Origin of the sequence: Klenkia terrae, from assembly GCF_037083865.1 — a bacterium.
In the GTDB taxonomy this organism is placed as follows: Bacteria; Actinomycetota; Actinomycetes; order Mycobacteriales; family Geodermatophilaceae; genus Klenkia; species Klenkia terrae.
On record NZ_JBAPLV010000010.1, the window covers coordinates 43,780 to 66,948 of the forward strand.

Sequence of the window (23,169 nt, forward strand, 5' to 3'; positions counted from 1 at the left end):
TCAGACGGTGGTGACCAGGGTGCCGTCGGGGCCGGCCAGGTGGACCGGCGCGCCCGCGGTGAGGTCGTGGACGGCGGCCAGGCCGGCGGGCTCCACCGCACCGGCGCCGCTGACCACCGCGGCCGCCTCCAGGCCCTCGACGCCCGAGGACACCGCGGCGGCGACCGCCGCCTGCAGGGCCGAGAGCTGCAGCGAGGGCAGCGCGACGGTGGCGGCCAGGTAGGTCCGCCCGTCGGTGTCGCGGACGGCGGCCCCCTCCGGCGCCCCGGTGCGGCCGCGGGCCGAGCGGGCGAGGGTGACGAGCTTCTGGTCCTCGGGCTGCAGGTCGGTCACGACGACAGCCTCCCAGCCGCGTCGGCGTCGACGTCCTCGGGCTCCGCGGCGGCCGCCGCGGCCTCCTTCTTCTCCCGCTTGCGCCGAGCCCGCCGCTCCGCGCGCTCCTCGTCCTCGGGCTCGGTCGCCGGGGCGGGCTCGTCGGCCTCGGCCTCCTCGGCGTCGGCGGGCTCCTCCACCCGGCGGACCAGCATGGTGTCGATCTGGTTGCGCCGTCCGCCGGTCCGCTCGGCCAGCAGGTGCAGCTCGCCGACCACGGTCTCCGAGCCCTCGATCGGCACCCGGCCGATCGCCCGCGCCAGCAGCCCGCCCACGGTCTCCACGTCGTCGTCCTGCGGCAGCTCGACCCGGAACAGGTCGGCCAGGTCCTCCACCGGCAACCGCGCGGTGATCCGGTAGGACCCGTCGGGCAGCTCCTCCACCGGGGGGCGCTGCACGGCGTCGTGCTCGTCGTCGATCTCGCCGACGATCTCCTCGAGGATGTCCTCGATGGTCAGCAGGCCGGCGAAGCCGCCGTACTCGTCGACCACGACGGCCATGTGGATGCGGCGGGCCTGCATGTCCCGCAGCAGGGCGTCGACCGGCTTGGACTCGGGCACGAAGGCCGCGGGCCGCATGAGGTCCTCGACCCGGATCCGGCTGACGTCCTGGTCGCCCTGGGTGCGCCGGACCAGGTCCTTGAGGTAGACGACGCCGACGATGTCGTCGACGTTCTCCCCGATGACCGGGATCCGGCTGAACCCGCTGCGCAGGGCCAGCGCCAGCGCCTGCCGCAGGCTCTTGGTCGACTCGACGAACACCACGTCGGGCCGGGGCACCATGACCTCGCGGGCGATCGTGTCGCCCAGGGAGAACACCGACTGGATCATGTCGCGCTCGTCGGACTCCACGACGCCGCGCTCCTCGGCCATGTCGACCAGCTCGCGCAGCTCGACCTCGGTGGAGAACGGTCCTTCGCGGAACCCCCGGCCGGGGGTGATGGCGTTGCCCAGCAGGATCAGCAGCGTCGACACCGGGCCCAGCAGCCGGCCGAGCAGCCGGGTCGGACCGGCCGCGGCCAGCGCGATCGCGTAGGCGTGCTGCCGGCCCAGGGTGCGCGGGCCGACGCCGACCAGCACGTAGCTGATCACCGTGGTGACCGCCGCCGCCGTGACCACGCCGGCCCCGACGCCGTCGAACTGGGCGTAGAGGATGACGCCGATCAGCACCGCGGCGGTCATCTCGCAGGCGATCCGCAGCAGGAGCAGCAGCGAGACGTGCCGCGCCCGGTCCTCGACGACCTCCAGCAGCGCGCCGGCCCGGCGGACGTCGTCGCGGCGCAGGGCCTCGACCCGCGCGCGGGAGATGCCCTGCAGCGCGGCGTCGACGGCGGCGAACACCCCGGCGAGCGGGACCAGCAGGACGGCGATCACCAGGAGCGTGATCGCGGTGGAGCTCATCGCGGCGCGGTCTCCTCGCCGGTCACCTGGTCCCGCGGGACGGCGGCGAACTTCTGCAGGAGGTCGGACTGCAGCCCGAACATCTCCTTCTCCTCGTCGGGCTCCATGTGGTCGTAGCCCAGCAGGTGGAGCACGCCGTGGGTGACCAGCAGCAGCAGCTCGTCGTCCATGGTGTGGCCGGCGGCGCGGGCCTGGCGGATGGCGACCGCCGGGCACAGCACGACGTCGCCGAGCAGCTCGGGACCCGGGTCGGGGTCGTCGGGCCGCTTGGTGTCCAGCTCGTCCATCGGGAAGGCCAGCACGTCGGTCGGGCCCTTCTCGCCCATCCACCGCTCGTGCAGGCTGGCCATGTACTCGACGTCCACGCACAGCACTGACAGCTCGGCCAGCGGGCTCACGCCCATCTCGCCGAGCACGTACCGGCAGATGCCGGTCAGCGAGGTCTCGTCGACGGCGATCTCGGACTCGTTGGCGACCTCGACGGCCACGGGTCAGCTGCCCTTCTGCCGCCGCGGGCCGGAGCCGCGCACGGGGTCGGTGGTGCGGGGGGCGGTGGCGACGTCGTAGCGCTCGTAGGCCTCGACGATGTCGCCGACCAGGCGGTGCCGGACGACGTCGGAGCTGGTCAGCTCGGAGAAGTGGATGTCGTCGACGTCGCCGAGGATGTTGCGCACCACCCGCAGGCCCGAGGGCGCCCCGCCGGGGAGGTCGACCTGGGTGACGTCGCCGGTGACGACCATCTTCGAGCCGAACCCGAGCCGGGTCAGGAACATCTTCATCTGCTCGGCGGTGGTGTTCTGCGCCTCGTCGAGGATCACGAAGGAGCTGTTCAGCGAGCGGCCGCGCATGTAGGCCAGCGGGGCCACCTCGATGGTGCCGCTCTGCATGAGCCGCGGGATCGACTCGGGGTCGACCATGTCGTGCAGCGCGTCGTACAGCGGCCGCAGGTAGGGGTCGATCTTCTCGCTGAGCGTGCCGGGCAGGAACCCCAGCCGCTCCCCCGCCTCGACGGCCGGGCGGGTCAGGATGATCCGGTCGACCTGCTTGGTCTGCAGCGCCTGCACGGCCTTGGCCATCGCCAGGTAGGTCTTGCCGGTGCCGGCCGGGCCGATGCCGAACACGATCGTGTTGGCGTCGATCGCGTCGACGTAGTGCTTCTGGTTCAGCGTCTTGGGCCGGATCGTGCGCCCGCGGCGGCTGATGATGTCCAGGCTGAGCACCTCGGCGGGGCGCTCGCTGCCGCCGGAGCGCAGCATGCCGACCACCCGCTGCACCTCGTCCGGGCGCAGGGTCTGGCCGCGGCGGACCAGCGCGATGAGCTCGTCGAAGACGCGGACGGCGAAGGCGGTGTCACCCGGCAGCCCGGTCAGCGAGATCTCGTTCCCGCGTACGTGGACGTCGGCGGCGAGCTCGGTCTCGACCAGCCGCAGCAGCTCGTCGCCGGAGCCCAGCAGGGCGACCATGGAGACGGACTGGGGCACGGTGATCGACGTCCGGACCGGGGCGGTGCCCTCGGTCGGGGTGGAGCTCGGAGAGGTGTCGGGCAAGAACGCTCGACCCTGCCTTCCTGCGACGGGAGTGGGACCCGGCCGAGCTTACGCCGGGGCCCGCTCCCCGGCGCCCGCATTCCCCGGTCAGCGCCCCCGGTGGGTGGCCTTGCCGGGCCCGTCGGCCAGGAACGAGGTCACGGCGCCGCGCAGGTCGTCGGTGTCGAACAGCGCTCCGGACACCGCGGGGACGACGTCGTCGGCGGCCCGGACCCCGTCGCGGACCGCGGTGGCCACGATGGTCTTGGTGGCCGCGTGCGCGACGGTCGGGCCGGTGGCCAGCTGCCGGGCGAGGGCCAGCGCGGCCTCGGCGAAGCCCTCGACGGGCAGCACGCGGTTGACCACGCCCCAGGTCTGCAGGGTGGCGGCGTCGTACCGCTGGCCGGTGAACACCAGCTCCTTGGCCCGCGCGGACCCGGCCCGCTCGGCCAGCCGCTGCGGACCGCCCATGGACGGCGTCAGCCCGACGACGATCTCGACCAGCCCGAAGGAGGCCTTCTCCGAGGCCAGCAGCAGGTCGCAGGCCAGCGCCAGCTCGAACGCCGCGGTGAGGGTGAGCGCGTGCGCGGCGAAGACCGTGGGCACCGGCAGGTCCTCCAGGGCCTGCTCCACCCGCAGCAGCCGTGTCCAGAGCTGGGCGCCGACCTCGGTGGCGTCGTCGCGGGCCGCGGCGTCGGCGAACAGCTGCACGTCGACGCCGCCGGAGACGACCTTGCCCTCGGCCCGCACCAGCACCGCCCGGGCCCGGTCCGTCAGGGCCGGGTCGGTCAGCCGGCCGAGCTCGGCGACCGCGGACTCCAGCGCGTCGAACGTCGCGGCGTCGAAGAGGTTCAGCGGCGGGTTGTCCAGCACCAGGACGGCGACGTCGCCGTCCCGCTCGATGCGCACCGGGGCGGTCACCCGGGCGGCCAGGTCAGGTCGCGGCCGCCGAGCACGTGGCCGTGCACGTGGTGCACCGTCTGGCCGGCCTGCGGCCCGGAGTTGAACACCAACCGGTAGCCCGGCTCCGGCGCCTCGTCGGTGGCCAGGCCCTCGGCGACGGCGACCGCGTGCGCGGCGGCGACCACCTCGGCCAGCAGACCCGGGTCGGCGCCGACCAGCAGGCCGGCGGTGGCGTGGTGGTCCTTGGGGATCACCAGCACGTGGGTGGGCGCCTGCGGGTCGATGTCCCGGAAGGCCAGGGTGCGCTCGGTCTCGTGCACGACGTCGGCCGGGATCTCCCCGGCGACCATGCGGCAGAACAGGCAGTCGGTCACACCCGGCACCCAACCACGCCGCCCCCCGGCCCGCCGGGCTACCGCCAGCGGGTGCGGGCGGCGATCGCGGCCAGGGCCGCGGGACCGGCGGTGGAGGTGCGCAGCACCTCGTCGCCCAGCCGGACGACGACCGCGCCGGCCGCGCGGAAGGCCACGGCCTCGCCGTCGGTGATGCCGCCCTCGGGACCGACGACGACCACCACGATGCCCTCGGTCGGCACCTCCACGGCCGAGAACGGCCGGCGGGCCTGCTCGTGCAGCACCAGGGCCAGGTCGGTGTCGCCGAGCAGGCCGCAGACCTGGCGGGTGCTCATCGGGTCGGTGATCTCGGGGACCCGGGGGCGGCGGGCCTGCTTGCTGGCCGCTCGGGCGGCCGAGCGCCACTTGGCCAGGCCCTTGTCCACCCGGTCCTCGCGCCAGCGGGTGACGCAGCGCGCCGCCGTCCACGGCACGATCCGGTCCACGCCCAGCTCGGTGGCCAGCTCCACGGCCAGCGGGCCGCGGTCGCCCTTGGGCAGCGCCTGCACGAGCACCAGCTCCGGGGCCGGCGGCGGCACCAGGTGCCGGGCCAGCACCTCGACCTGCAGGCCCTCGGGACCGGCCGCGGCCACGACGCCCTCGACGACCGTGCCCTCGCCGTCGGCCACCCGGACCCGCTCCCCGGCGGTCAGCCGCAGCACGTCGACGGCGTGCCGCGCCTCGTGCCCGGTGACCAGCACCGTGGGCCCCTCCGGCAGCTCGTCGACCAGGAACAGCGGGGCGCCGTCCGGGGCCAGGGTGTCGGGCTGGCTCATCGGCCGTTGAACGCGTCGCGGACCCGCCCGAAGAGCCCGTTGTGCTGGGCCCGGCTGGCCTCCGGGTGGTCCTCGCCGCGCAGGGCGGCGAGCGTGCGCAGCAGCTCCTCCTGCTCGGCGTCCAGCCGGGTGGGCGTCTGCACGTCGACGTGCACCATCAGGTTGCCCCGCCCGGTCGCCCGCAGCCGGGGAGCACCGTGCGCCCGCAGGGTGAGCACCGAGCCGGACTGGGTGCCGGGCTTGATGTCCAGGGGCTCGTCGCCGTCCAGGGTGCGCAGCGTGAGCGTGGTGCCCAGCGCGGCCGCGGCCATCGGCACGGTGACCCGGCAGTGCAGGTCCTCGCCGTCGCGGGTGAACACGTCGTGCGGGCGCTCGCGCACCTCGACGTAGAGGTCGCCGGCCGGGCCGCCGCCGGGGCCGACCTCGCCGTGCCCGGACAGCCGGATCCGCATGCCGTCCTCGACGCCGGCCGGGATCTTCACCGGGATGGTCCGGCGGGCCCGCACCCGGCCGTCGCCGGCGCACTGCGGGCACGGCTCGGGGATGACCTGGCCGGTGCCGCCGCAGGTCGGGCAGGGGCGGGAGGCCACGACCTGGCCCAGGAACGAGCGCTGCACGCTCTGCACCTCGCCGCGGCCGCCGCACGTCGTGCAGCCGGTCGGGTGGGTGCCCGGCGCGGTGCCGGCCCCGGTGCAGGTGGTGCACAGGACGGCGGTGTCCACGGTGATCTCGGTCGTCGTCCCGAAGACCGTCTCGTCCAGGTCCAGGTCGACCCGGATGAGGGCGTCGCCGCCGGCCCGGGTGCGGCTGCGCGGGCCACGGGTGGCGCCACCGCCGCCGAAGAAGGCGTCCATGATGTCGCCCAGGCCGCCGAAGCCGGCGCCCCCGCCGAAGGGGTTGCCGCCCCCGCCGCCGCCGGTCTCGAACGGGTCACCGCCCAGGTCGACGATGCGCCGCTTGTCCGGGTCGGTCAGCGCCTCGTAGGCCCGGCTGACCTGCTGGAACTCCTCCTTGGCCCCGGGGTCGGGGTTGACGTCGGGGTGCAGGTCGCGGGCTTTGCGGCGGTACGCGCTCTTGATGTCCTTGTCGGTCGCCCCCTGGGAGAGCCCGAGCACGCCGTAGTAGTCCGTAGCCATCTGGTGTTCTCAGTCCTCAGCTCTCGGCCAGCAACTGGCCGACGTAGCGGGCCACGGCTCGTACCGCGGCCATGGTCCCGGGGTAGTCCATCCGGGTGGGTCCGACGACGCCGAGTCCCCCGAGCGCGAGGTCGGCGGTCCCGCCGGCCGACCCGTAGCCCACGGAGACCACCGACGCGCCGGTGAACCCCTCGTGCGCGTTCTCCTCGCCGATGCTCACCAGCACCGTGCTGGGGGCCACCTCGCCCATGAGCCGGAGGACGACGACCTGTTCCTCCAGCGCCTCCAGCAACGGGCGCAGGGTGCCCGGGAAGTCCAGTGCCCCACCGCGGGTGAGGTTGGCCGTGCCGCCGACCAGCAGGCGGTCCTCGCCGGGCTCGGCGAGGGTCTCGATCAGCGTGGCGCTGACCGCGGCGACCAGGCCGCGCAGGTGGGCCGGGGCGGTGTCCAGCAGGTCGGCCACCTTGACGCCCGCCTCGGCGAGCTTGGCGCCGACGAACGCCGCGTTGAGCAGCGTGCGCAGCTCGGCGACCGGGTCGGTGCCGGCCGGGGCGTCGGTGACCGCGGGGATCTCCACCACCCGCTGCTCGACGCGCCCGGTGTCGGTGATCAGCACCAGCAGCAGCCGGTTGGTGGCCAGCTGCACGACCTCCAGGTGCCGGACGGCGGAGCGGGACAGCGTCGGGTACTGGATCACCGCCACGTTGCGGGTCAGCTGGGCCAGCAGCCGGACGGTGCGGGTGAGCACGTCGTCCAGGTCCAGGGCGCCGTCCAGGAACCGCTCGATCGCCCGGCGCTCGGCCGCCGACAGCGGCTTGACCTGCGAGAGCCGGTCCACGAAGAACCGGTAGCCCTTGTCGGTGGGGACCCGCCCGGCGCTGGTGTGCGGCTGGGTGATGTACCCCTCCTCCTCCAGCACCGCCATGTCGTTGCGGATGGTGGCCGGGGAGACGCCGAGGTCGTAGCGGGCGGCCAGCGCCTTGGAGCCCACCGGGTCGTTGGTCGAGACGTAGTCCTGCACGATCGCCCGCAGGACCTGCAGGCGGCGGTCCTCGTGCGCCACGTGCCACCTCCCGTCGCGGATCCGCTGGCACTCGGGGTTCCCGAGTGCCAGCCCAGCATACGACCGGACCGGGACGTCGTCCCGCACGTCGGGGAGGCGCCGGGCCCCCCGGTCCGGCCCCCACTAGGGTGGGGCACTCGGTGGGTGTCCCGTGTCACGGGGCCGGTCTGAGGGGAGTCGGGCACTGATCTTCAAGGCGGTGCGCGACGGGCGTCCCTACCCCGACCACGGCTTCTCCACCCGGGACTGGGCGATGATCCCGCCCCGCCAGATCCGGCTGGACACCCTGGTCACCACCAAGCGGCAGCTCGAGCTCGACGCGCTGCTGGCCGACGACTCGACCTTCTACGGCGACCTATTCCCGCACGCCGTGCAGTGGAAGAACGAGCTCTTCCTGGAGGACGGCCTGCACCGGGCGCTGCGCGCGGCCCTGCAGCAGCGCAACGTCATCCACGTCCGCGTCCTGGACCTCGACTCTCTGATGCCCACCACCTGAGCCGGGGCTCACCTCCGGCGTGGATCAGGTGGGACGACGCGTGTGCGTCCTCAGCCACCGACGTCGGCGGCTGAGGATGCACGGTGCTCGTCGGAGCTGATCCACGCCGCGGGTGAGTACAGCTAGAGCCAGCCCTTGTCGGCGGCGACCCGGGCGGCCTCGACGCGGGTGCGGGCGCCGGTCTTGCCGATGGCGTTGGACAGGTAGTTGCGCACCGTGCCCTCGGAGAGGAACAGCCGCCCGGCGATGTCGGCCACGGTGGCGCCGTCGGCAGCGGCCCGCAGCACGTCGGCCTCCCGGGCCGAGAGCGGGGTCGCGCCCAGGGCGAGGGCAGCGGCGGCGAGGTCCCGGTCGATGACCCGCTCCCCCGCCATCACCGACCGGATCGCGGCGGCCAGCTCGGCGACCGGTGAGTCCTTGACCAGGAACCCGGCCGCGCCGACCTCCATCGCCCGGCGCAGGAACCCCGGCCGGCCGAACGTGGTGAGGATGACGGCCTTCACGGTCGGCAGCTCGGCCGCCAGGTCGCGGGCGGCCTCGATCCCGTCCTGGCCCGGCATCTCGATGTCCATCAGCGCGACGTCCGGCACGTGCTCCCGGGCGGCGGCCAGCACCTCGTCGCCGCGGCCCACCTCGGCCACGACGGTGATGTCCTCCTCCAGCTCGAGCAGCGCCCGCAGCGCGCCCCGGACCAGCTGCTGGTCCTCGGCGAGCAGCACCCGGATCACGCGACCACCGCCGCGGCCGGCACCAGCGGGACCTCGGCGTGCAGCCGGTAGCCGCCGCCGGGGGCCGCACCCCCGGTGAGGGACCCGTCGACGGCGGTCACCCGCTCGCGCAGCCCGGTCAGCCCGGAGCCGGGCGCGGTGTCCTCGGCCGGTCCGCGGCCGTCGTCCACGACGGTGAGCGCGGCGCAGACGCCGTCCTCGGTGAGCGTGACCGTCACCGTGCGGGCGTGGCTGTGCCGCAGCACGTTCGTGGTCGCCTCGCGGACCACCCAGCCCAGCGCGGCGTCCACCGGACCGGGGAGGACGGGCAGCCGGTCGGGGCCGCGGAAGGCGATGCCGGCGCCGGACAGCGCGGCCCGGGCCTCGGCCACCGCCTGGCCGCAGCTGACCTGCCGGTACCCGCTGACCGCCTCCCGGACCTCGGCCAGGGCGCGGCGGGCAGCGGCCTCGACGTCGGCCATCTCCGCCCCCGCCCGCTCCACGTCGACCGGGGCGAGCCGGCGGGCCAGCTCGCTCTTGAGCGCGATGAGCGACAGCGAGTGGCCCAGCAGGTCGTGCAGGTCCCGGGCGAAGCGCAGCCGCTCCTCGGCGACGGCGTTGCGGGCCAGCTCCTCGCGGGCCTCCCGCAGCTCGGCGTTGACGGTGATCAGGTGCCGGGTGCCCCACAGCGTCGCCGCGGTCAGCGGGCACAGCACGGGCAGGAACAGCGACGTCCAGTCCTGCCAGGAGAGGACGACGACCAGGCAGGCCAGCGTGGCCGCACCGGCAACCGGCCAGACCAGCTTCTCGGACAGGGTGGCGGCCGCCGCGGCCGACACGTAGATCCACAACCCGGCGTAGCTGGTGCCCAGCGCCGCCGAGAGCACCAGGGCCAGGACGACGACCACCACGAAGTCCGGCCGCACGCCGCGGGCCTCGGCGAACCGGCCCAGCACGCCGAGGTAGGCCACCGTGAACACGACGAGCGCGGCCGCGATGACCAGCCGGGCCGCGAGCGGGCGGGGCGTGAGCACCAGGTCCAGCACCGGGAAGACCTGGAACACCAGCCACGGCGCGGACCAGGCCAGCCGTCGCCACAGGGGCGGTCGCGTGACGGGGACGGGCTCCACGGGGGTCAGTGTCCCGCTCAGCCGGCGACCGCGTGCAGCGGGCGCCGCGCGCCCACCCCGACCGCGGCCACCGCGAACAGCGCGGCGAAGCCGACCAGCACGACCGCGGCCATCGCCGGGCTCCCGCCGGTGACCACGTCGCGGCCGAGCTCGCCGTACCAGTAGGACGGCATCGCCCGGGCCACCACCTGCAGCCCGTCGGGGAAGATCCAGACCGGGATCCACAGCCCGCCCAGGGCCGCGAGCACCACCGAGAGGATGCCGATGGCGGCGCCGGCGGCCTTCTCCTCCAGCGCCAGGCCCAGCAGCATGCCCAGCGCCACGAACGCCGCCGACCCCAGCCACAGGACGCCGAGCAGCGTCGCCCAGGTGCCGATGCCCAGCTGGACGTCGTTGACGAAGCGGCCGACCAACGCGACGACGACCAGGCTGGGCAGCACGAGCACCATCCCGACCGCGACGTCCACGGCGACCACCGTGCGCCCGGGGAGCGGGAGCACCCGCAGCTGGCGCAACCAGCCCGACGCCCGGTCGAACGACAGCCGGATGGTGGCGCCCAGCGCCGCCCCCAGCCCGCCGTAGCACATCATCGAGACCATGTAGTCCTGCGCGTACTCCTGGTACTCCCCCGGGCTGGCCGCCTGCCCGCCGAAGATCTTGGTGAAGAAGACGGTGAACAGCGCGGGCAGCAGGACGGTGAAGAACAGGTACTGCCAGGAGCGCAGCACCCGGCGGAGCTGGAAGACGAACAGGGCGGTCATCGGGTGCCTCCGGTGAGGGTGAGGAAGGCCTGCTCCAAGCTCGCGCCGCGGACTTCCAGGTCGGGCAGCCGGTCGCGGCCGGCGAGCAGGGCGCGCAGGGTGGCCTCGGCGTCGGTGGTGGCGAGCTCCACGAGCTCCCCGCTGCCGCCGACGGCGGTGACCCCGGGCAGGTCGGCCAGCCCGGTGCGGTCGGTGCAGGTGAAGCGGACGGTGCGCCCGGCGATGCCGGACTTCACCTGGGCCGCGGTGCCGTCGGCGACCACCCGGCCGCCGTCGACGACCACGACCCGGTCGGCGACCGCGTCGGCCTCGGCCAGGTGGTGCGTGGCGAAGACGACGGTGTGGCCCCGGTCGGCGAGGCTGCGCATCGTCGCCCAGAAGGCGTGCCGGCCCTCGACGTCCATCGCGCTCGTCGGCTCGTCCAGGACCAGCAGCGGCGGCGCGCCGGCCAGCGCCAGCGCCAGCAGCACCCGCTGGCGCTGACCGCCGGACAGCTGCTCGGTGCGCCGGTCCAGCAGCCCCTCGATCCCCGTGGTGGTGACCAGGTCGGCCATCGGCCACGGGTCGGCGTAGCGGCCGGCGACCAGCCGCAGCACCTCGCCCACCCGGGACTCGCTGGGCAGCCCGCCGTGCTGCAGCATCGCGCCGACCCCGCCGGACCGGACGGCGGCCAGCGGCTCGCGGCCCAGCAGCTCCACGGTCCCGGCGGTGGGCCGGAAGAGGCCCAGCGCGGCGTTGACGGTGGAGGACTTGCCGGCGCCGTTGGGACCCAGCAGCGCCACCGTCTCGCCGCGGGCGATGGTGAGCGTCAGGTCGTGGACGGCGGTCGTGCCGCCGTAGCGGACGGTCAGTCCGCGGACGTCGAGGGCGGGGGTCTCGGGCATGCGTCCACCCTGGTCGGCGAGGGGGTCCCGGCGGGAGTGCGAGACGTCGGCAGGAGCAGCTGACGGATGTCAGACCGGTCGCCCTACCCTCGGGGCGTGACCCTGGCACCGACCGACGAGCTGACCGACCCCGCGCTCGAGGTGCTCGGCCGGGTCTTCGGCTACGACGCCTTCCGCGGCCCGCAGAAGCAGGTGGTCGACCACGTCGTCGCCGGTGGCGACGCCCTGGTGCTCATGCCCACCGGCGGCGGCAAGTCGCTGTGCTACCAGGTGCCGGCTCTGCTGCGCGAAGGCGTGGGCGTCGTCGTCTCCCCGCTGATCGCGCTCATGCAGGACCAGGTCGACGCGCTGACCGCCCTCGGCGTCCGGGCTGGCTTCCTGAACTCCAGCCAGGACCGCGACGAGCGCCGGCTGGTCGAGCAGGCCTACCTCGCCGGCGAGCTGGACCTGGTCTACGTCGCGCCGGAGTCCCTGGGCGGCGGCAACTCCCCCACCGCCCGGCTGCTGGAGCGCGGCACCATCGCGCTGTTCGCCATCGACGAGGCGCACTGCGTCGCCCAGTGGGGCCACGACTTCCGGCCCGACTACCTCGCGCTGTCGATGCTGCACGAGAAGTGGCCCGACGTCCCCCGGATCGCGCTGACCGCGACTGCCACCCCGCGCACGCACGCCGAGATCAGCACCCGGCTGCAGCTGGACGACGCCCTGCACGTCGTCGCCGGCTTCGACCGGCCCAACATCCAGTACCGGATCGCGCCCAAGGACGAGCCGCGCAAGCAGCTGCTGGACCTGCTGCGCACCGAGCACCCCGGCGACGCCGGCATCGTCTACTGCCTGTCCCGCGCCTCGGTGGACACCACCGCGGCGTTCCTGGTGAAGAACGGCATCCCGGCGCTGCCGTACCACGCGGGGATGGACCAGCGGACCCGCGCAGCCAACCAGTCCCGGTTCCTCCGCGAGGACGGCCTGGTGATGGTGGCGACGATCGCGTTCGGCATGGGCATCGACAAGCCCGACGTCCGGTTCGTCGCCCACCTCGACCTGCCCAAGTCCGTCGAGGGCTACTACCAGGAGACCGGCCGGGCCGGCCGCGACGGACTCCCCTCCACCGCCTGGCTGGCCTACGGCCTGGCTGACGTGGTGCAGCAGCGCAAGATGATCGACGGCTCCGACGGCGACGCCGCGCACCGCCGGGTGCTCACCGGCCAGCTCGACGCGATGCTCGCCCTCTGCGAGACCGTCGACTGCCGGCGGGTGCGGCTGCTGGCGCACTTCGGCCAGGAGAGCGAGGCCTGCGGCAACTGCGACACCTGCCTGACCCCGCCGGAGACCTGGGACGGCACCATCCCGGCGCAGATGCTGCTGTCCACCGTGCTCCGGCTGCAGCGCGAGCGCGGCCAGTCCTTCGGGGCCGGCCAGTCCATCGACATCCTGCTCGGCAAGCGCACCGAGAAGGTCACCCAGCACGGCCACGACCAGCTCAGCACCTTCGGCATCGGCACCGACCTCAGCGAGCAGCAGTGGCGCGGCGTCGTCCGGCAGCTGCTGGCGCAGGGCCTGCTGGCGGTGCAGGGCGAGTACGGGACGCTGGCGCTCAACGAGGCCAGCGGTCCGGTGCTGCGCCGCGAGCAGTCGGTGCCCATGCGCCGGGAGGCCGAGCGCTCGGCCCGGTCCCGGTCCAGCCGCAGCACCAAGGCCGCCGTCGACCTGGCGCCGGAGGCGGCACCGGCGTTCGAGCGGCTGCGGGCGTGGCGGGCGGCGACGGCCAAGGAGCAGGGCGTGCCGGCCTACGTGGTGTTCCACGACGCGACGCTGCGCCAGATCGCCACCGAGTCCCCGGCCGACGTCGCCGCGCTGGGCACGATCAGCGGCGTGGGCGCGGCCAAGCTGGAGCGCTACGGCGAGGGGATCCTCGAGGCCCTGCGCGGCTGACCCGTCCCGCAGCGGGTCACCCCGCAGTCATCGGGTCGCGTCGTGCGGTAACCCGATGACTGTCCGGTGACCCCCTGCGTGCGACGAGCCGCCTCAGCCGCCGGTCACCCGCCCGGCGTGCGGCACCGGGCAGCCGGTCGGGAAGGTGCCCAGCGCGCCGAGGTCGTAGCCGTCGGGGTAGCTGCGGATGGTCGGCAGCTGGCGGGCGTGGAACGGGTCGCGGCGCGGGCGGGCGAACCGCAGCGCGATCCCCCGCGCCCGCAGGCCGGCCCGGGTGGCAGCGGCCAGCACCGGGTTCGGCTGTGGGTAGCGGAAGGCGGCCAGCAGGGCGTCGTCCATCAGGGCGAACGACGTCTGCCGGACGACCGGCGCCGGCAGCCGGTCGTGCGGCGGGAAGGTGCCCAGCAGCGCGAGGGTGGCGTCGGCGACGGCCCGGCCGCCCTCGCTGTGGGCGAAGTGCTCGGCCTCGTAGGCGTCGTGCACCCGGGCGAACTCCTGCCAGGTGTCCGGGATGTCGCGGATGCCCATCCGCCGGCCCAGCGCCTTGTAGTACTCGGCAGACGCGATCTGCTCGACCCCGCTCATCGGCCGCCAGGCGTAGGCGGCCATCCAGCGGATCGGGGTGACGACGAAGGTGCACAGCACGTACCGCATGTCGTCGTCGCTGATGTCGTAGGCGCGGTGCATGGCGTTCATCCGGCGGATGGCGGCCTTGCCCGGCGTCGAGTCCGGACCGTGCTCCAGGACGGCGTCCAGGATCAGCGCGGTGTCGTCGTAGCGCTTCTGCACCCGCTCGGTGAACTCCCCGGTCCGGGCCAGCAGCCCGCCGATGCTCGGGACGGCGTAGGTGCGGAACAGGGCGAAGCTCAGCGCCTGGTTCATGTCCCACGGGAACTCGACCGTCGCGGTCAGCCGGTGGATCTCCAGGTGGTCGCGGACCGGGTCCATGGCGGTGATCCGGGTGAGCACGTCGTAGCGGTGGCGCACGATGTGCATCGTGGTCCTGCGGACCACACCGCGTCCAGGTGCCGTCCCCCTGGTGCGGCTCCTCAGTCGGTGAGCTCGCGGACCAGGCCGTCGGCGAGCAGGCGCCCGCGGTCGGCCAGGACCGCGCGTCCCTCGTCGTGCGGACCGGGCTCCAGCAGACCGCGGACGACGGCGCCGGCGGCACGGGCCCGGCCGGCGTCGGACAGCGCGGTCAGGGGCAGCCCGTCCCGCAGCCGCAGGCCGAGCATCACCGTCTCCAGCGCGACGTCGGCCGGGGTGAGCCGCTCGCTGTCGGCGGCCGGGTGCTCGCCGGCGGCCAGCCGGGTGGCGTAGGCGGCCGGGTGCTTGACGTTCCACCAGCGCAGCCCGCCGACGTGGCTGTGCGCGCCGGGGCCGATCCCCCACCAGTGCGCGTTGGCCCAGTACAGCTCGTTGTGCCGGCACCGGGCAGCCCGGTCGGCGGCCCAGTTGGACACCTCGTACCACTCCAGGCCGGCCCCGCGCAGCACCCGGTCGGCCTGCTCGTAGCGGTCAGCGAGGACGTCGTCGTCGGGCATCGGCAGCTCGCCGCGGGCCACCCGGCGGGCGAGCTTCGTGCCCTGCTCGACGATCAGCGCGTAGGCGCTGACGTGGTCGACGGGGGCGTCCAGCACGGCCTGCAGCGACAGGTCCCAGTCCGCGTCGGACTCCCCCGGCGCGCCGTAGATCAGGTCCAGGTTGACGTGGTCGAAGCCGGCCGCCCGCGCCTCCCGGGCGGCCTCGGCGGCCCGGCCAGGCGTGTGCCGGCGGTCCAGGACGGCGAGCACGTGCGGGGCGGCGGACTGCATGCCCAGGCTGATCCGGGTGAACCCGCCGGCGCGCAGCGTGGCCAGCGACGCCGGCGTCACCGACTCCGGGTTGGCCTCGGTGGTCACCTCGACGTCGTCGGCGACCGGGAAGAGCTGCCGGGCCCGGTCGAGGACGGCGACCAGGTCGTCCGCCGGCAGCAGGGTCGGCGTCCCGCCGCCGACGAAGACCGTGCTGATGGTCGGCAGCTCCGGCCCCAGCACCCGGGCGGCCAGCTCCAGCTCGGCGATCGCGGTCCCGGCGTACTCGCTGCGGTTCGCCCCGGGGCCCAGCTCGTCGGAGGTGTAGGTGTTGAAGTCGCAGTAGCCGCAGCGGGTCGCGCAGAACGGCACGTGCACGTAGAGCCCGAACGGGGTGCCCGGCACCGTGGCCCGTGCTGCGTCGTCGAGCATCGACGGGTCGGCCGGGAGGGCGGGTGTCTGGCCGAGGATCGGCAGGGTGGTGGTCATCGCTGCACCCAGTGTCCCCCGGCCCGGCAGGATGGGTCGCGTGACCGACACAGTGCTGCACGTCGAGGCGTCCCGCGGCGTCGCCACCCTGACCCTGGACTCCCCCGCCAACCGCAACGCGCTCTCCCGGGCGATGCGGTCCCAGCTGAAGCAGGCGCTGGCCGACGCGCTGGCCGACGACGCCGTCCGGGTGGTCGTGCTGGACCACACCGGCCGGGTGTTCTGCTCCGGCATGGATCTCTCCGAGGCCGCCGGGGGCGCCGCCGAGGACCAGGGCGTCAACGAGTTCCCCGAGCTGCTGGAGACGATCTGGCACTCCCCCAAGCCGGTGCTGGCCGCCGTCCGCGGACCTGCCCGGGCCGGCGGGGTCGGGCTGCTGGCGGCCTGCGACGTCGTGGTCGCGGGCGCCTCGGCCACCTTCGGCTTCGCCGAGGTCCGGATCGGGGTCGTGCCGGCGATCATCTCGGCGGTCTGCCGACCGCGGATGCTGCCGCACGCGGTGCACCGGCTGATGCTCACCGGCGAGGTCTTCGACGCGGCGACCGCCGCGCAGACCGGGCTGGTCGACCTCGCCGTGGCCGACGACGAGGTGGACGCCGCCGTGGCCGCCCAGGTGCGGGCGCTGGCCGCCGGTGCCCCGGCTGCGCTGGCCGAGACCAAGCGGCTGCTGCGCTCCACGCCGACCGGTTCGCTGGCCGACCAGTTCGGCGAGCTGCTCGGGCTGTCGGCCTGGTTCTTCGCCTCCGCGGAGGGCCAGGAGGGCATCGCCGCGTTCCGCGAGAAGCGCCCGGCCTCGTGGGTTCCGCAGGACTGATCCCCGCGGGACGATCGCGGCATGACCGAGGACCCGCACGCCCGGTTCCGCGAGCTGCCCGACCCGGTGCGGCCGGAGGACGCGGTGGAGACCGCCGACGCCTCCGGCCCGCCCGCCCGCGAGGGCGAGGCGGCCGAGGCCTGGCGCACCACGGTCGTCGGCCCGGGCGGCTGACTCAGCCCGGCGTGCGCACCAGGTACCGCACGGCCTCCTGCTCGTCGTGCTGGACGCCGTCGTGGTCCACCCAGGTGTAGGAGTCCACGTAGCGCAGCCCGGTGTCGGCGAACCCGAGCCGCAGGTACAGCCGGGCGGCGTCCGGGTTGTCCTCGTCCACGCCGATGCCGACGCTCGCCTGCCCGGCGGCCGCGGCCCGGGCGCAGGCGGCGGCCACCAGCGCGGTGCCGTGGCCCCGGCCCTGCTCGTCGGGGTGCACCTGCAGGTTGCTGATCTCGGGCAGCGCGCCGAACCGCTCCCGGACGGCCGCGTCCCGGGGTGCCCAGCGCAGCACCCCGGCGCCCACCGGCCGGCCACCGACCTCGGCGACCAGCAGCACGCACGCTCCCTCGGCCTGCATCCCCAGCAGCCCGGCGTAGACCCCGGGCGGTGCGCCGAGGGCGTCGTCCAGCGCGGCCGCCTCGCCGTCCACCGCCGTCCGGACGACGGCCCTCACCGCATCCGCCGGGTCCGGTCGGGCAGCGCGACGGTGACCCCGCGGGCGTCCAGCCACTCGGCCAGCGGGACGGCGACCCGCCGCGAGGTGCGCCAGGCCTGCCGCGCCTGGCTCAGCGTGAACGGCTGCGGCAGCCCGGCCAGCGCCCGCCGGGCCCGGTCCTCGACGCCGGGGGCCAGCACCACGCCCTCGGCGATCTTGACCAGCTGACCGTCCCGGACGGCGGCGGCGAGCTCGCGCGGACCCAGGCCGGCGGCGGCCAGCGCCTCGGTGTCCGGCGCGGCGAACGGGTCCGCGGCCAGCGCGGCCAGCACCCCGGTGACCGCCCGCTGCACCGGCTCGGGCAGACCGCTGTCGGCGGCCACCACCCGGCCGTCGCGCAGCGTCAGCGGGGCGCGCACCAGCCCGGCGACCAGCTCGGCGTCGGGCAGCTCCAGCGCGCTGCGCAGCACGGCGACCGGCGGGCCCGACTCCAGCGGCCGCAGCTGCCGGTACCGGGCGACGACGGCGGGCACGCGCGCCGACAGCTCGTCGGCGAGACCCGGTGCCAGCAGCCAGCGGCCGACCGTCGTCGCGCCGGTCGGGACCGGCCACCCCATGGCCGCGAACTCCTCGAGCAGCACCAAGCGGCGCCGGGCGAGGTCGGCGGCGGCGTCCCACCCGGCGTCCAGGTCGGCGGCGCGCGCCCGGGCCGCACCCCGGCGACGCAGCTGCGGGGGATCGACGTCGCGGACGTCGGCGCCGTGCACCCGCCGGGCCCCCGGGTCGCGCAGGATGAGCCGGTCGCCGACCCGCACCGGCAACGGGTGCGCCAGCCGCAGGCGCAGCGCGGCGTCGTCCAACGGCCGGACCCGGGCGGCCACCGTGGCCGAGCCGACGTGCACGACCAGCTCGGCCGGCAGCCTGCCCTCGACCGGGTGCACCAGGACGACGTCGAGCTCGGCGGTGCTGCGGAAGGCGCCCGGGGTGAGCAGCGCGTCCCCCCGGGACAGGTCCTCCACCGCCGTGCCGCGCAGGTTGAGCGCCACCCGGGCCGTCGCGGCCGCCTGCTCCACCGGCTCGCCCAGGGAGTGCAGGCCGCGGACGACGACCTCCCGGCCGGCCAGGGTGAACCGGTCGCCGGTGCGCACGATGCCCGCGGCCAGCGTCCCGGTGACCACGGTGCCGGCACCGCGGATGGTGAAGGCCCGGTCCACCCACAGCCGGACCGGCGCCGCGGTGTCCGGGGCGGGCAGCCCGGCCAGCAGCTCCTCGAGCGCTGCGGCGACCGCGGGCACGCCGTCCCCGGTCCGGGAGCTGGCGGCCACGCCCGGGACGACGCCCATCGAGGTCTCGGCCAGCCGCTCGGTGACGTCGGCGAGCACCGGCCCGGGGTCGGCCAGGTCGGACTTGGTGACCACCAGCAGCGCGTCCCGGACGCCGAGGGCGTCCAGCACCGCGACGTGCTCGGCGGTCTGCGCGGACCAGCCGTCGTCGGCTGCGACCACGACCAGCGCGGCGGGCACCGAGCCGACGCCGGCGAGCATGGTGCCGACGAACTTCTCGTGCCCGGGGACGTCGACCACGGCCACCACCCGGCCGCCGGGCAGCGTCGTCCAGGCGAACCCCAGGTCGATCGTGAGCCCGCGGCGGCGCTCCTCCTCCAGCCGGTCGGGCTGCATCCCGGTCAGGGCGGTCACCAGCGAGGACTTGCCGTGGTCGACGTGCCCCGCGGTGGCGATCACCTGCACGCGCGGACCGCCTGGACCAGCGCGTCGTCGTCGGCCGGGTCCAGGCTGCGCAGGTCCAGCAGCGTGCGGCCGTCGGCGACGTACCCGACCACCGGGGGCGTGCCGTGCCGCAGCGGCTCGGCCAGCCGTGCCGGCAGGGACACCGCGGCGCTGGGCAGCTCGAACTCCGGCGCTCCCCCGCCGCCGACCCGGGCCCCGGAGTCCACCACGTGCGCATCGCCGCCGAGCGCGGCGACGACGGCGCCCGCGCGGGACCGCAGCTCCTCGACCGACGCGGCGAGCATGCGCTGCACCGGCGGCTGCGGACCCCGCAGGGTGGCCTCCAGCGCGGCCAGGGTCGTCTTGTCGACCCGGAGCGCGCGGTAGAGCGGGTGCCGGCGCAGCCGCTGGACGAGAGCGGCGGATCCCAGCACGAGGCCGGCCTGCGGGCCGCCGAGCAGCTTGTCCCCGCTGCACAGCACCAGGTCGGCCCCGGCGGCGAGGGTGGACTGCAGGTCGGGCTCGTCCGGCAGCGCAGGGTGCGGGGCGAGCAGGCCGGAGCCGATGTCGGCCACCACCGGGACGTCGACCGCGGCGGCCAGCTCGGCGACCTCGACGGACCGGGTGAACCCGCGCACCACGAAGTTCGACGGGTGGATCTTCAGCACGGCCCCGGTGTCCGGGCCGATCGCGTCGGTGTAGTCGGCCAGGGCGACCCGGTTCGTCGTCCCCACCTCGCGCAGGCGGGCGCCGGTGGACACCAGCAGGTCCGGGATCCGGAAGCCGTCCCCGATCTCGACGAGCTCACCGCGGGCGACCACCAGCTCGCCGCCCAGGCAGGTGGCGACCAGCGCGAGCGCCGCCGCGCAGTTGTTCACCACGATCGCCGCCTCGGCGGCCGGGACGGCGGCCAGCAGCGCCTCGATCGCGCCCTCCCCGCGGGGGCCGCGCCGACCGGTGGCCAGGTCCAGCTCGACGTCGGTGGTGCCGCTGGCCGCGACCACGGCGTCGACCGCGGCCGGCGACCAGGGCGCCCGGCCGAGGTTGGTGTGCACCAGCACCCCGGTCGCGTTCAGCACCCGGCGCAGCGAGGAGGCGCTCACCGGCAGCGCGGCCACCACGGCGTCGGCGGCGTCCTCGGGCGGCACGTCACCGGACCGCACCGACCGCTGGACGTCCTGCACCACGGTCTTCACCAGGTCGCGGCCCAGCCGCTGCGCGCCGGCGGCGACCCGCGGGTCGGCCAGGAGGACGTCGGTGCGCGGCACGAGGCGTCGGGGGTCGGTCGTCATCGCCCCCGAGCGTAGGAGGGCCGGTGGCGACCTACCTGCGCACGCGGAACCGGAGCAGGGTGACCGGGCCCTCCTGCGAGACGTGGAAGGGCTCCAGCTCGACGCGGGCGGCACCCGGGGGCGAGAAGCGCACGCCGTCCCCGAGCAGCACCGGGAGCAGGTAGACCAGCACCTCGTCGACCAGTCCCTGCCGCAGGCACTGGGCCGCGAGGTCGGCGCCGAGCACCTCGACGTCCTTCCCGCCGGCGGCGGCGCGCACGGTCTGCAGGGCGTCGGGCAGGTCGTCGGTGAGGTAGGTGACCCCGGCCTGCGGGTCGTCGGGCACGCGGTGGGTCAGCACGAACACGGGCCCGCCGTCGTAGGCGGTGTCCTCGGGGGACATCGCGCGGGCGACGTCGTGCGTGCGCCGGCCGACCAGCATCGCCCCGGTCGCGGCGGCCACCTCGGGGAACGGGTCGTCGCGGAAGTACCCGTGGACCCAGCTCATGTCGTCGCCGGGTCCGGCGACGAAGCCGTCCAGCGACATCGACCTGTTGACCACGACCTTGCCCCGGGGTTCGTCCACGCCCGGGGAGACCCGGCGCCGAGCAGGAACTCATCGGCGGGGGATGGCGGAGGCGGACGGGAATCGAACCCGCCTGACCCGGTTGCCGGGCCACGTCGGCTTTAGAGGCCGCGGGGGTCACCAGACACCCTGACGCCTCCGTCGCAGAGCCTACGGGCGGCTCACCCGGTCAGCACGGCGGCGGCCCCGGCACCGGCCAGCGCCACCACGGCGACCACCCCGGTCGTGCCGGCCAGCAGCCGCGCGGGGAAGACGTGCCGGACCATCAGCAGCGAGGGCAGGCTGAGCACCGGCAGGGTCACCAGCAGCACGGCCGCGGCCGGTGCGCCCAGCCCCGCGGCCAGCGCGGCGGCGACCACGGCGACCTCGCCGCCGGTGGGCACCGGCAGGGCCAGCCCGGCGACCAGCAGGAGCAGCAGCACCGCGACGGCGGCCCACCCGCTGCCGCCGTCGGCCGGGAAGAGCACCCCGCGGAAGGTGCCGAGCACGAACACCACGGCCAGGTACTCCGGCAGCAACCGCACGGCGAGGCCAGCGAGCACGGCGCCGAACCGCACCAGGACCGGCCGGGTGTCCGGCTCGGGCTCGGGCACGTCGGCCGGCACGGTCTCCGCGACCGCACGGCGGCGGCCCAGCCACCCGGCGAGGCCGACCGCGGCCACCACGACCAGCAGGCCGGCGCCGAACCGCAGCACCGCCCACGGCCAGGGCAGCACGGCCAGGCAGAAGACCAGCACCACCGGGTTCAGCGCCGGGTTGCCCAGCCAGAACGCGAGCACGGCGCTGGTGCTGGCCTTCGCCCGGCGCAGGCCGACGGCCAGCGGGGCCGCGCAGCACGAGCACATCAGCGTGGGCACCGAGGCCAGTCCCCGCGCAGGCCGCCGCGGGCCGTGCCGGCGTCCGACGATCCCAGCACCCGGCGCAGCCAGGTCGCCGGCAGCAGCACCTGGACGGCGGCGGCCAGCACCAGGCCGACGACCAGGGCCTTCCAGATCGCCGCCGTGTAGGCGACCGTGAAGTCCCAGCCGGCCGCCAGGGACACCGCCGGTGCCGCCTCGCCGCCGCCGGTGACGATGGAGTCGCCGAGGTCGTGGCTGCCCAGCACCGCGGGCACCTTGCCGCTGTACGGGCCGTACTTGGCCCACCAGAGCCCGCCGACCAGCAGGACGACGGCCAACCCGCCCAGCAGCACCAGCCGCCGGCGGCCCGGTCCGGGCACCTCCGTGGTCGTCGGTGCCTGCCCGGTGGTGCTCGCCATGCCGTCCTCGCCGCCCGTCCCGCTCGCCGTCCGCTGCCCTCCCGATCCTGCCGGACCCGGCCGGTTCCGGTTGACTGGACCGGTGACTGCTGCCCGGTCCGACGCCGTCCGCCTGACCACCTACGCCCACGGCGGCGGGTGCGCCTGCAAGATCCCGCCGGGTGAGCTGGAGGCCGTCGTCGCCGGGCTCACGCACACCGGCCCGCGCGACCCGGCCACCGAGCTGGTCGTCGGTCTGGACGACGGCGACGACGCCGCGGTCGTCCGCCTGCCCGGTGGCCAGGGCCTGGTGCTGACGACGGACTTCTTCACCCCGGTCGTGGACGACGCCTACGACTTCGGGCGGATCGCCGCGGCCAACGCGCTGTCCGACGTCTACGCCATGGGCGGCACCCCGGTGGTCGCGGTGAACCTGCTGGGCTGGCCGCGGGACGTGCTGCCCGCCGAGCTCGCGGCCGAGGTGCTGCGCGGCGGGCTGGAGGTCGCGCACGCGGCCGGCTGCCACGTCGGCGGCGGGCACTCCATCGACTCCCCCGAGCCCACCTACGGCATGGCGGTGACCGGGCTGGTCGACCTGGATCGGCTGATCCGCAACGACGCCGCCGTGGCCGGGGACGCGATCTCGCTGACCAAGCCGCTGGGCGTGGGCACGCTGAACAACCGGATGAAGGCCACCGGCGAGCCCTCGCCCGAGGCCATCGACTCGATGACCCGGCTGAACGCGGAGGCGTCGGTGGCCGCGGTCGCCGCGGGCATCCGGGCCGGCACCGACGTCACCGGCTTCGGGCTGCTGGGCCACCTCTACAAGATGGCCCGGGCCAGCGGCGTCACCGCGGTGGTCAGCGCGGCCGACGTCCCGTACCTGGCGGGCGCGCGGCAGGCGGTCGCCGACGGCTACGTCTCCGGCGGCACCCGGCGCAACCTGGACTGGGTGCGGCCGCACACCGACCTGTCCGCGGCCAGCGAGGACGACGCGCTGCTGCTGGCCGACGCGCAGACCTCGGGCGGGCTGCTGCTGGCCGGCGAGGTGCCCGGCGCCCCGGTGGTCGGCGAGTTCGTGGCCGCCGGGGAGTTCGCCGTCGTCGTCCGGTAGTGCTCGCG

26 protein-coding genes and 1 tRNA gene are annotated in these 23,169 nt (G+C 75.4%); 5 read left to right on the top strand and 22 right to left on the bottom strand.

What is annotated here, in order from left to right:
* The 9 genes from UXQ13_RS10750 to hrcA form a co-directional block, all read right to left on the bottom strand.
* Positions 1 to 333, bottom strand: coding sequence for a cytidine deaminase (locus UXQ13_RS10750; RefSeq protein WP_225232297.1), 333 nt, complete (start codon positions 331 to 333; stop codon positions 1 to 3).
* Positions 330 to 1,772 carry a hemolysin family protein gene (locus tag UXQ13_RS10755; RefSeq protein WP_336392271.1) on the bottom strand — a complete coding sequence of 481 codons (1,443 nt, stop codon included), beginning with the start codon at positions 1,770 to 1,772 and terminating at the stop codon, positions 330 to 332. Before UXQ13_RS10755 ends, UXQ13_RS10750 begins: the two co-directional genes overlap by 4 nt.
* Positions 1,769 to 2,260: an rRNA maturation RNase YbeY gene (gene ybeY / locus UXQ13_RS10760; RefSeq protein ID WP_336392272.1), complete on the bottom strand. Its 492-nt coding sequence runs from the start codon at positions 2,258 to 2,260 to the stop codon at positions 1,769 to 1,771. Before ybeY ends, UXQ13_RS10755 begins: the two co-directional genes overlap by 4 nt.
* A 3-nt stretch (positions 2,261 to 2,263) precedes the next feature.
* Complete coding sequence (locus UXQ13_RS10765) at positions 2,264 to 3,319, bottom strand: PhoH family protein (protein WP_225232300.1); 1,056 nt, start codon at positions 3,317 to 3,319, stop codon at positions 2,264 to 2,266.
* A gap of 87 nt (positions 3,320 to 3,406) precedes the next feature.
* Positions 3,407 to 4,219, bottom strand: a complete 813-nt coding sequence (locus UXQ13_RS10770) for an enoyl-CoA hydratase/isomerase family protein (protein WP_336392273.1) — start codon at positions 4,217 to 4,219, stop codon at positions 3,407 to 3,409.
* The gene (locus UXQ13_RS10775) at positions 4,216 to 4,575 is read right to left on the bottom strand and encodes an HIT domain-containing protein (RefSeq protein WP_336392274.1); all 360 of its coding nucleotides are present in this window, start codon (positions 4,573 to 4,575) and stop codon (positions 4,216 to 4,218) included. Before UXQ13_RS10775 ends, UXQ13_RS10770 begins: the two co-directional genes overlap by 4 nt.
* A 38-nt stretch (positions 4,576 to 4,613) precedes the next feature.
* A complete protein-coding gene (locus UXQ13_RS10780) occupies positions 4,614 to 5,369 on the bottom strand; it encodes a 16S rRNA (uracil(1498)-N(3))-methyltransferase (RefSeq protein WP_336392275.1) in 756 nt (251 codons plus the stop codon).
* Complete coding sequence (gene dnaJ / locus UXQ13_RS10785) at positions 5,366 to 6,505, bottom strand: molecular chaperone DnaJ (protein ID WP_336392276.1); 1,140 nt, start codon at positions 6,503 to 6,505, stop codon at positions 5,366 to 5,368. Before dnaJ ends, UXQ13_RS10780 begins: the two co-directional genes overlap by 4 nt.
* A gap of 16 nt (positions 6,506 to 6,521) precedes the next feature.
* A complete protein-coding gene (hrcA, locus tag UXQ13_RS10790) occupies positions 6,522 to 7,568 on the bottom strand; it encodes a heat-inducible transcriptional repressor HrcA (protein WP_225232305.1) in 1,047 nt (348 codons plus the stop codon).
* Between the two features lie 151 nt (positions 7,569 to 7,719).
* On the opposite strand from hrcA, the gene UXQ13_RS10795 reads away from it, so the two are divergent.
* On the top strand, positions 7,720 to 8,064 hold the full coding sequence (locus tag UXQ13_RS10795; protein WP_455428506.1) for a type II toxin-antitoxin system VapB family antitoxin: 345 nt from the start codon (positions 7,720 to 7,722) through the stop codon (positions 8,062 to 8,064).
* Between the two features lie 122 nt (positions 8,065 to 8,186).
* On the opposite strand, the gene UXQ13_RS10800 is transcribed toward UXQ13_RS10795, so the two are convergent.
* From UXQ13_RS10800 to UXQ13_RS10815, 4 genes are read right to left on the bottom strand one after another with little or no spacing between them, the layout of a single operon-like run.
* On the bottom strand, positions 8,187 to 8,792 hold the full coding sequence (locus UXQ13_RS10800) for a response regulator transcription factor (RefSeq protein ID WP_225232306.1): 606 nt from the start codon (positions 8,790 to 8,792) through the stop codon (positions 8,187 to 8,189).
* The gene (locus UXQ13_RS10805) at positions 8,789 to 9,901 is read right to left on the bottom strand and encodes a sensor histidine kinase (RefSeq protein ID WP_225232307.1); all 1,113 of its coding nucleotides are present in this window, start codon (positions 9,899 to 9,901) and stop codon (positions 8,789 to 8,791) included. The genes UXQ13_RS10800 and UXQ13_RS10805 overlap by 4 nt, the downstream gene beginning before the upstream one ends.
* 17 nt (positions 9,902 to 9,918) lie before the next feature.
* On the bottom strand, positions 9,919 to 10,662 hold the full coding sequence (locus UXQ13_RS10810) for an ABC transporter permease (RefSeq protein ID WP_225232308.1): 744 nt from the start codon (positions 10,660 to 10,662) through the stop codon (positions 9,919 to 9,921).
* Entirely contained in the window at positions 10,659 to 11,546 is an 888-nt protein-coding gene (locus tag UXQ13_RS10815) for an ATP-binding cassette domain-containing protein (RefSeq protein ID WP_225232309.1), read from the bottom strand. The genes UXQ13_RS10810 and UXQ13_RS10815 overlap by 4 nt, the downstream gene beginning before the upstream one ends.
* Before the next feature lie 96 nt (positions 11,547 to 11,642).
* Here UXQ13_RS10815 and recQ point away from each other — a divergent pair, with 96 nt between their 5' ends.
* Positions 11,643 to 13,478 (top strand): DNA helicase RecQ, encoded by a 1,836-nt coding sequence (gene recQ / locus UXQ13_RS10820; RefSeq protein WP_336392277.1) that lies wholly within the window; start codon positions 11,643 to 11,645, stop codon positions 13,476 to 13,478.
* A gap of 93 nt (positions 13,479 to 13,571) precedes the next feature.
* On the opposite strand, the gene UXQ13_RS10825 is transcribed toward recQ, so the two are convergent.
* Positions 13,572 to 14,465, bottom strand: a complete 894-nt coding sequence (locus tag UXQ13_RS10825) for an oxygenase MpaB family protein (protein ID WP_225232311.1) — start codon at positions 14,463 to 14,465, stop codon at positions 13,572 to 13,574.
* 62 nt (positions 14,466 to 14,527) lie between these two features.
* The gene (hemW, locus tag UXQ13_RS10830; protein WP_225232312.1) at positions 14,528 to 15,760 is read right to left on the bottom strand and encodes a radical SAM family heme chaperone HemW; all 1,233 of its coding nucleotides are present in this window, start codon (positions 15,758 to 15,760) and stop codon (positions 14,528 to 14,530) included.
* A gap of 40 nt (positions 15,761 to 15,800) precedes the next feature.
* On the opposite strand from hemW, the gene UXQ13_RS10835 reads away from it, so the two are divergent.
* Both UXQ13_RS10835 and UXQ13_RS10840 read left to right on the top strand, forming a co-directional pair.
* On the top strand, positions 15,801 to 16,574 hold the full coding sequence (locus tag UXQ13_RS10835) for an enoyl-CoA hydratase-related protein (RefSeq protein WP_225232313.1): 774 nt from the start codon (positions 15,801 to 15,803) through the stop codon (positions 16,572 to 16,574).
* 21 nt (positions 16,575 to 16,595) lie between these two features.
* The gene (locus UXQ13_RS10840; RefSeq protein WP_225232314.1) at positions 16,596 to 16,748 is read left to right on the top strand and encodes a hypothetical protein; all 153 of its coding nucleotides are present in this window, start codon (positions 16,596 to 16,598) and stop codon (positions 16,746 to 16,748) included.
* Position 16,749: 1 nt separating this feature from the next.
* Here UXQ13_RS10840 and UXQ13_RS10845 read toward each other — a convergent pair whose 3' ends face one another.
* The 7 genes from UXQ13_RS10845 to UXQ13_RS10875 all read right to left on the bottom strand — a co-directional run bounded on the left by UXQ13_RS10845 (position 16,750) and on the right by UXQ13_RS10875 (position 22,068).
* The gene (locus tag UXQ13_RS10845) at positions 16,750 to 17,244 is read right to left on the bottom strand and encodes a GNAT family N-acetyltransferase (protein WP_225232315.1); all 495 of its coding nucleotides are present in this window, start codon (positions 17,242 to 17,244) and stop codon (positions 16,750 to 16,752) included.
* On the bottom strand, positions 17,241 to 18,974 hold the full coding sequence (selB, locus tag UXQ13_RS10850) for a selenocysteine-specific translation elongation factor (RefSeq protein ID WP_225232316.1): 1,734 nt from the start codon (positions 18,972 to 18,974) through the stop codon (positions 17,241 to 17,243). The genes UXQ13_RS10845 and selB overlap by 4 nt, the downstream gene beginning before the upstream one ends.
* The gene (selA, locus tag UXQ13_RS10855) at positions 18,965 to 20,245 is read right to left on the bottom strand and encodes an L-seryl-tRNA(Sec) selenium transferase (protein ID WP_225232317.1); all 1,281 of its coding nucleotides are present in this window, start codon (positions 20,243 to 20,245) and stop codon (positions 18,965 to 18,967) included. The genes selB and selA overlap by 10 nt, the downstream gene beginning before the upstream one ends.
* A 31-nt stretch (positions 20,246 to 20,276) precedes the next feature.
* Positions 20,277 to 20,810: a dihydrofolate reductase family protein gene (locus UXQ13_RS10860; protein WP_225232318.1), complete on the bottom strand. Its 534-nt coding sequence runs from the start codon at positions 20,808 to 20,810 to the stop codon at positions 20,277 to 20,279.
* 44 nt (positions 20,811 to 20,854) lie between these two features.
* A tRNA-OTHER gene (locus UXQ13_RS10865) sits at positions 20,855 to 20,950 on the bottom strand.
* Between the two features lie 21 nt (positions 20,951 to 20,971).
* Positions 20,972 to 21,667, bottom strand: a complete 696-nt coding sequence (locus UXQ13_RS10870) for a hypothetical protein (protein WP_225232319.1) — start codon at positions 21,665 to 21,667, stop codon at positions 20,972 to 20,974.
* The gene (locus tag UXQ13_RS10875; RefSeq protein ID WP_225232320.1) at positions 21,655 to 22,068 is read right to left on the bottom strand and encodes a hypothetical protein; all 414 of its coding nucleotides are present in this window, start codon (positions 22,066 to 22,068) and stop codon (positions 21,655 to 21,657) included. The genes UXQ13_RS10870 and UXQ13_RS10875 overlap by 13 nt, the downstream gene beginning before the upstream one ends.
* An 82-nt stretch (positions 22,069 to 22,150) precedes the next feature.
* On the opposite strand from UXQ13_RS10875, the gene selD reads away from it, so the two are divergent.
* Complete coding sequence (gene selD / locus UXQ13_RS10880; protein WP_225232321.1) at positions 22,151 to 23,161, top strand: selenide, water dikinase SelD; 1,011 nt, start codon at positions 22,151 to 22,153, stop codon at positions 23,159 to 23,161.
* Positions 23,162 to 23,169 lie beyond the last annotated feature (8 nt).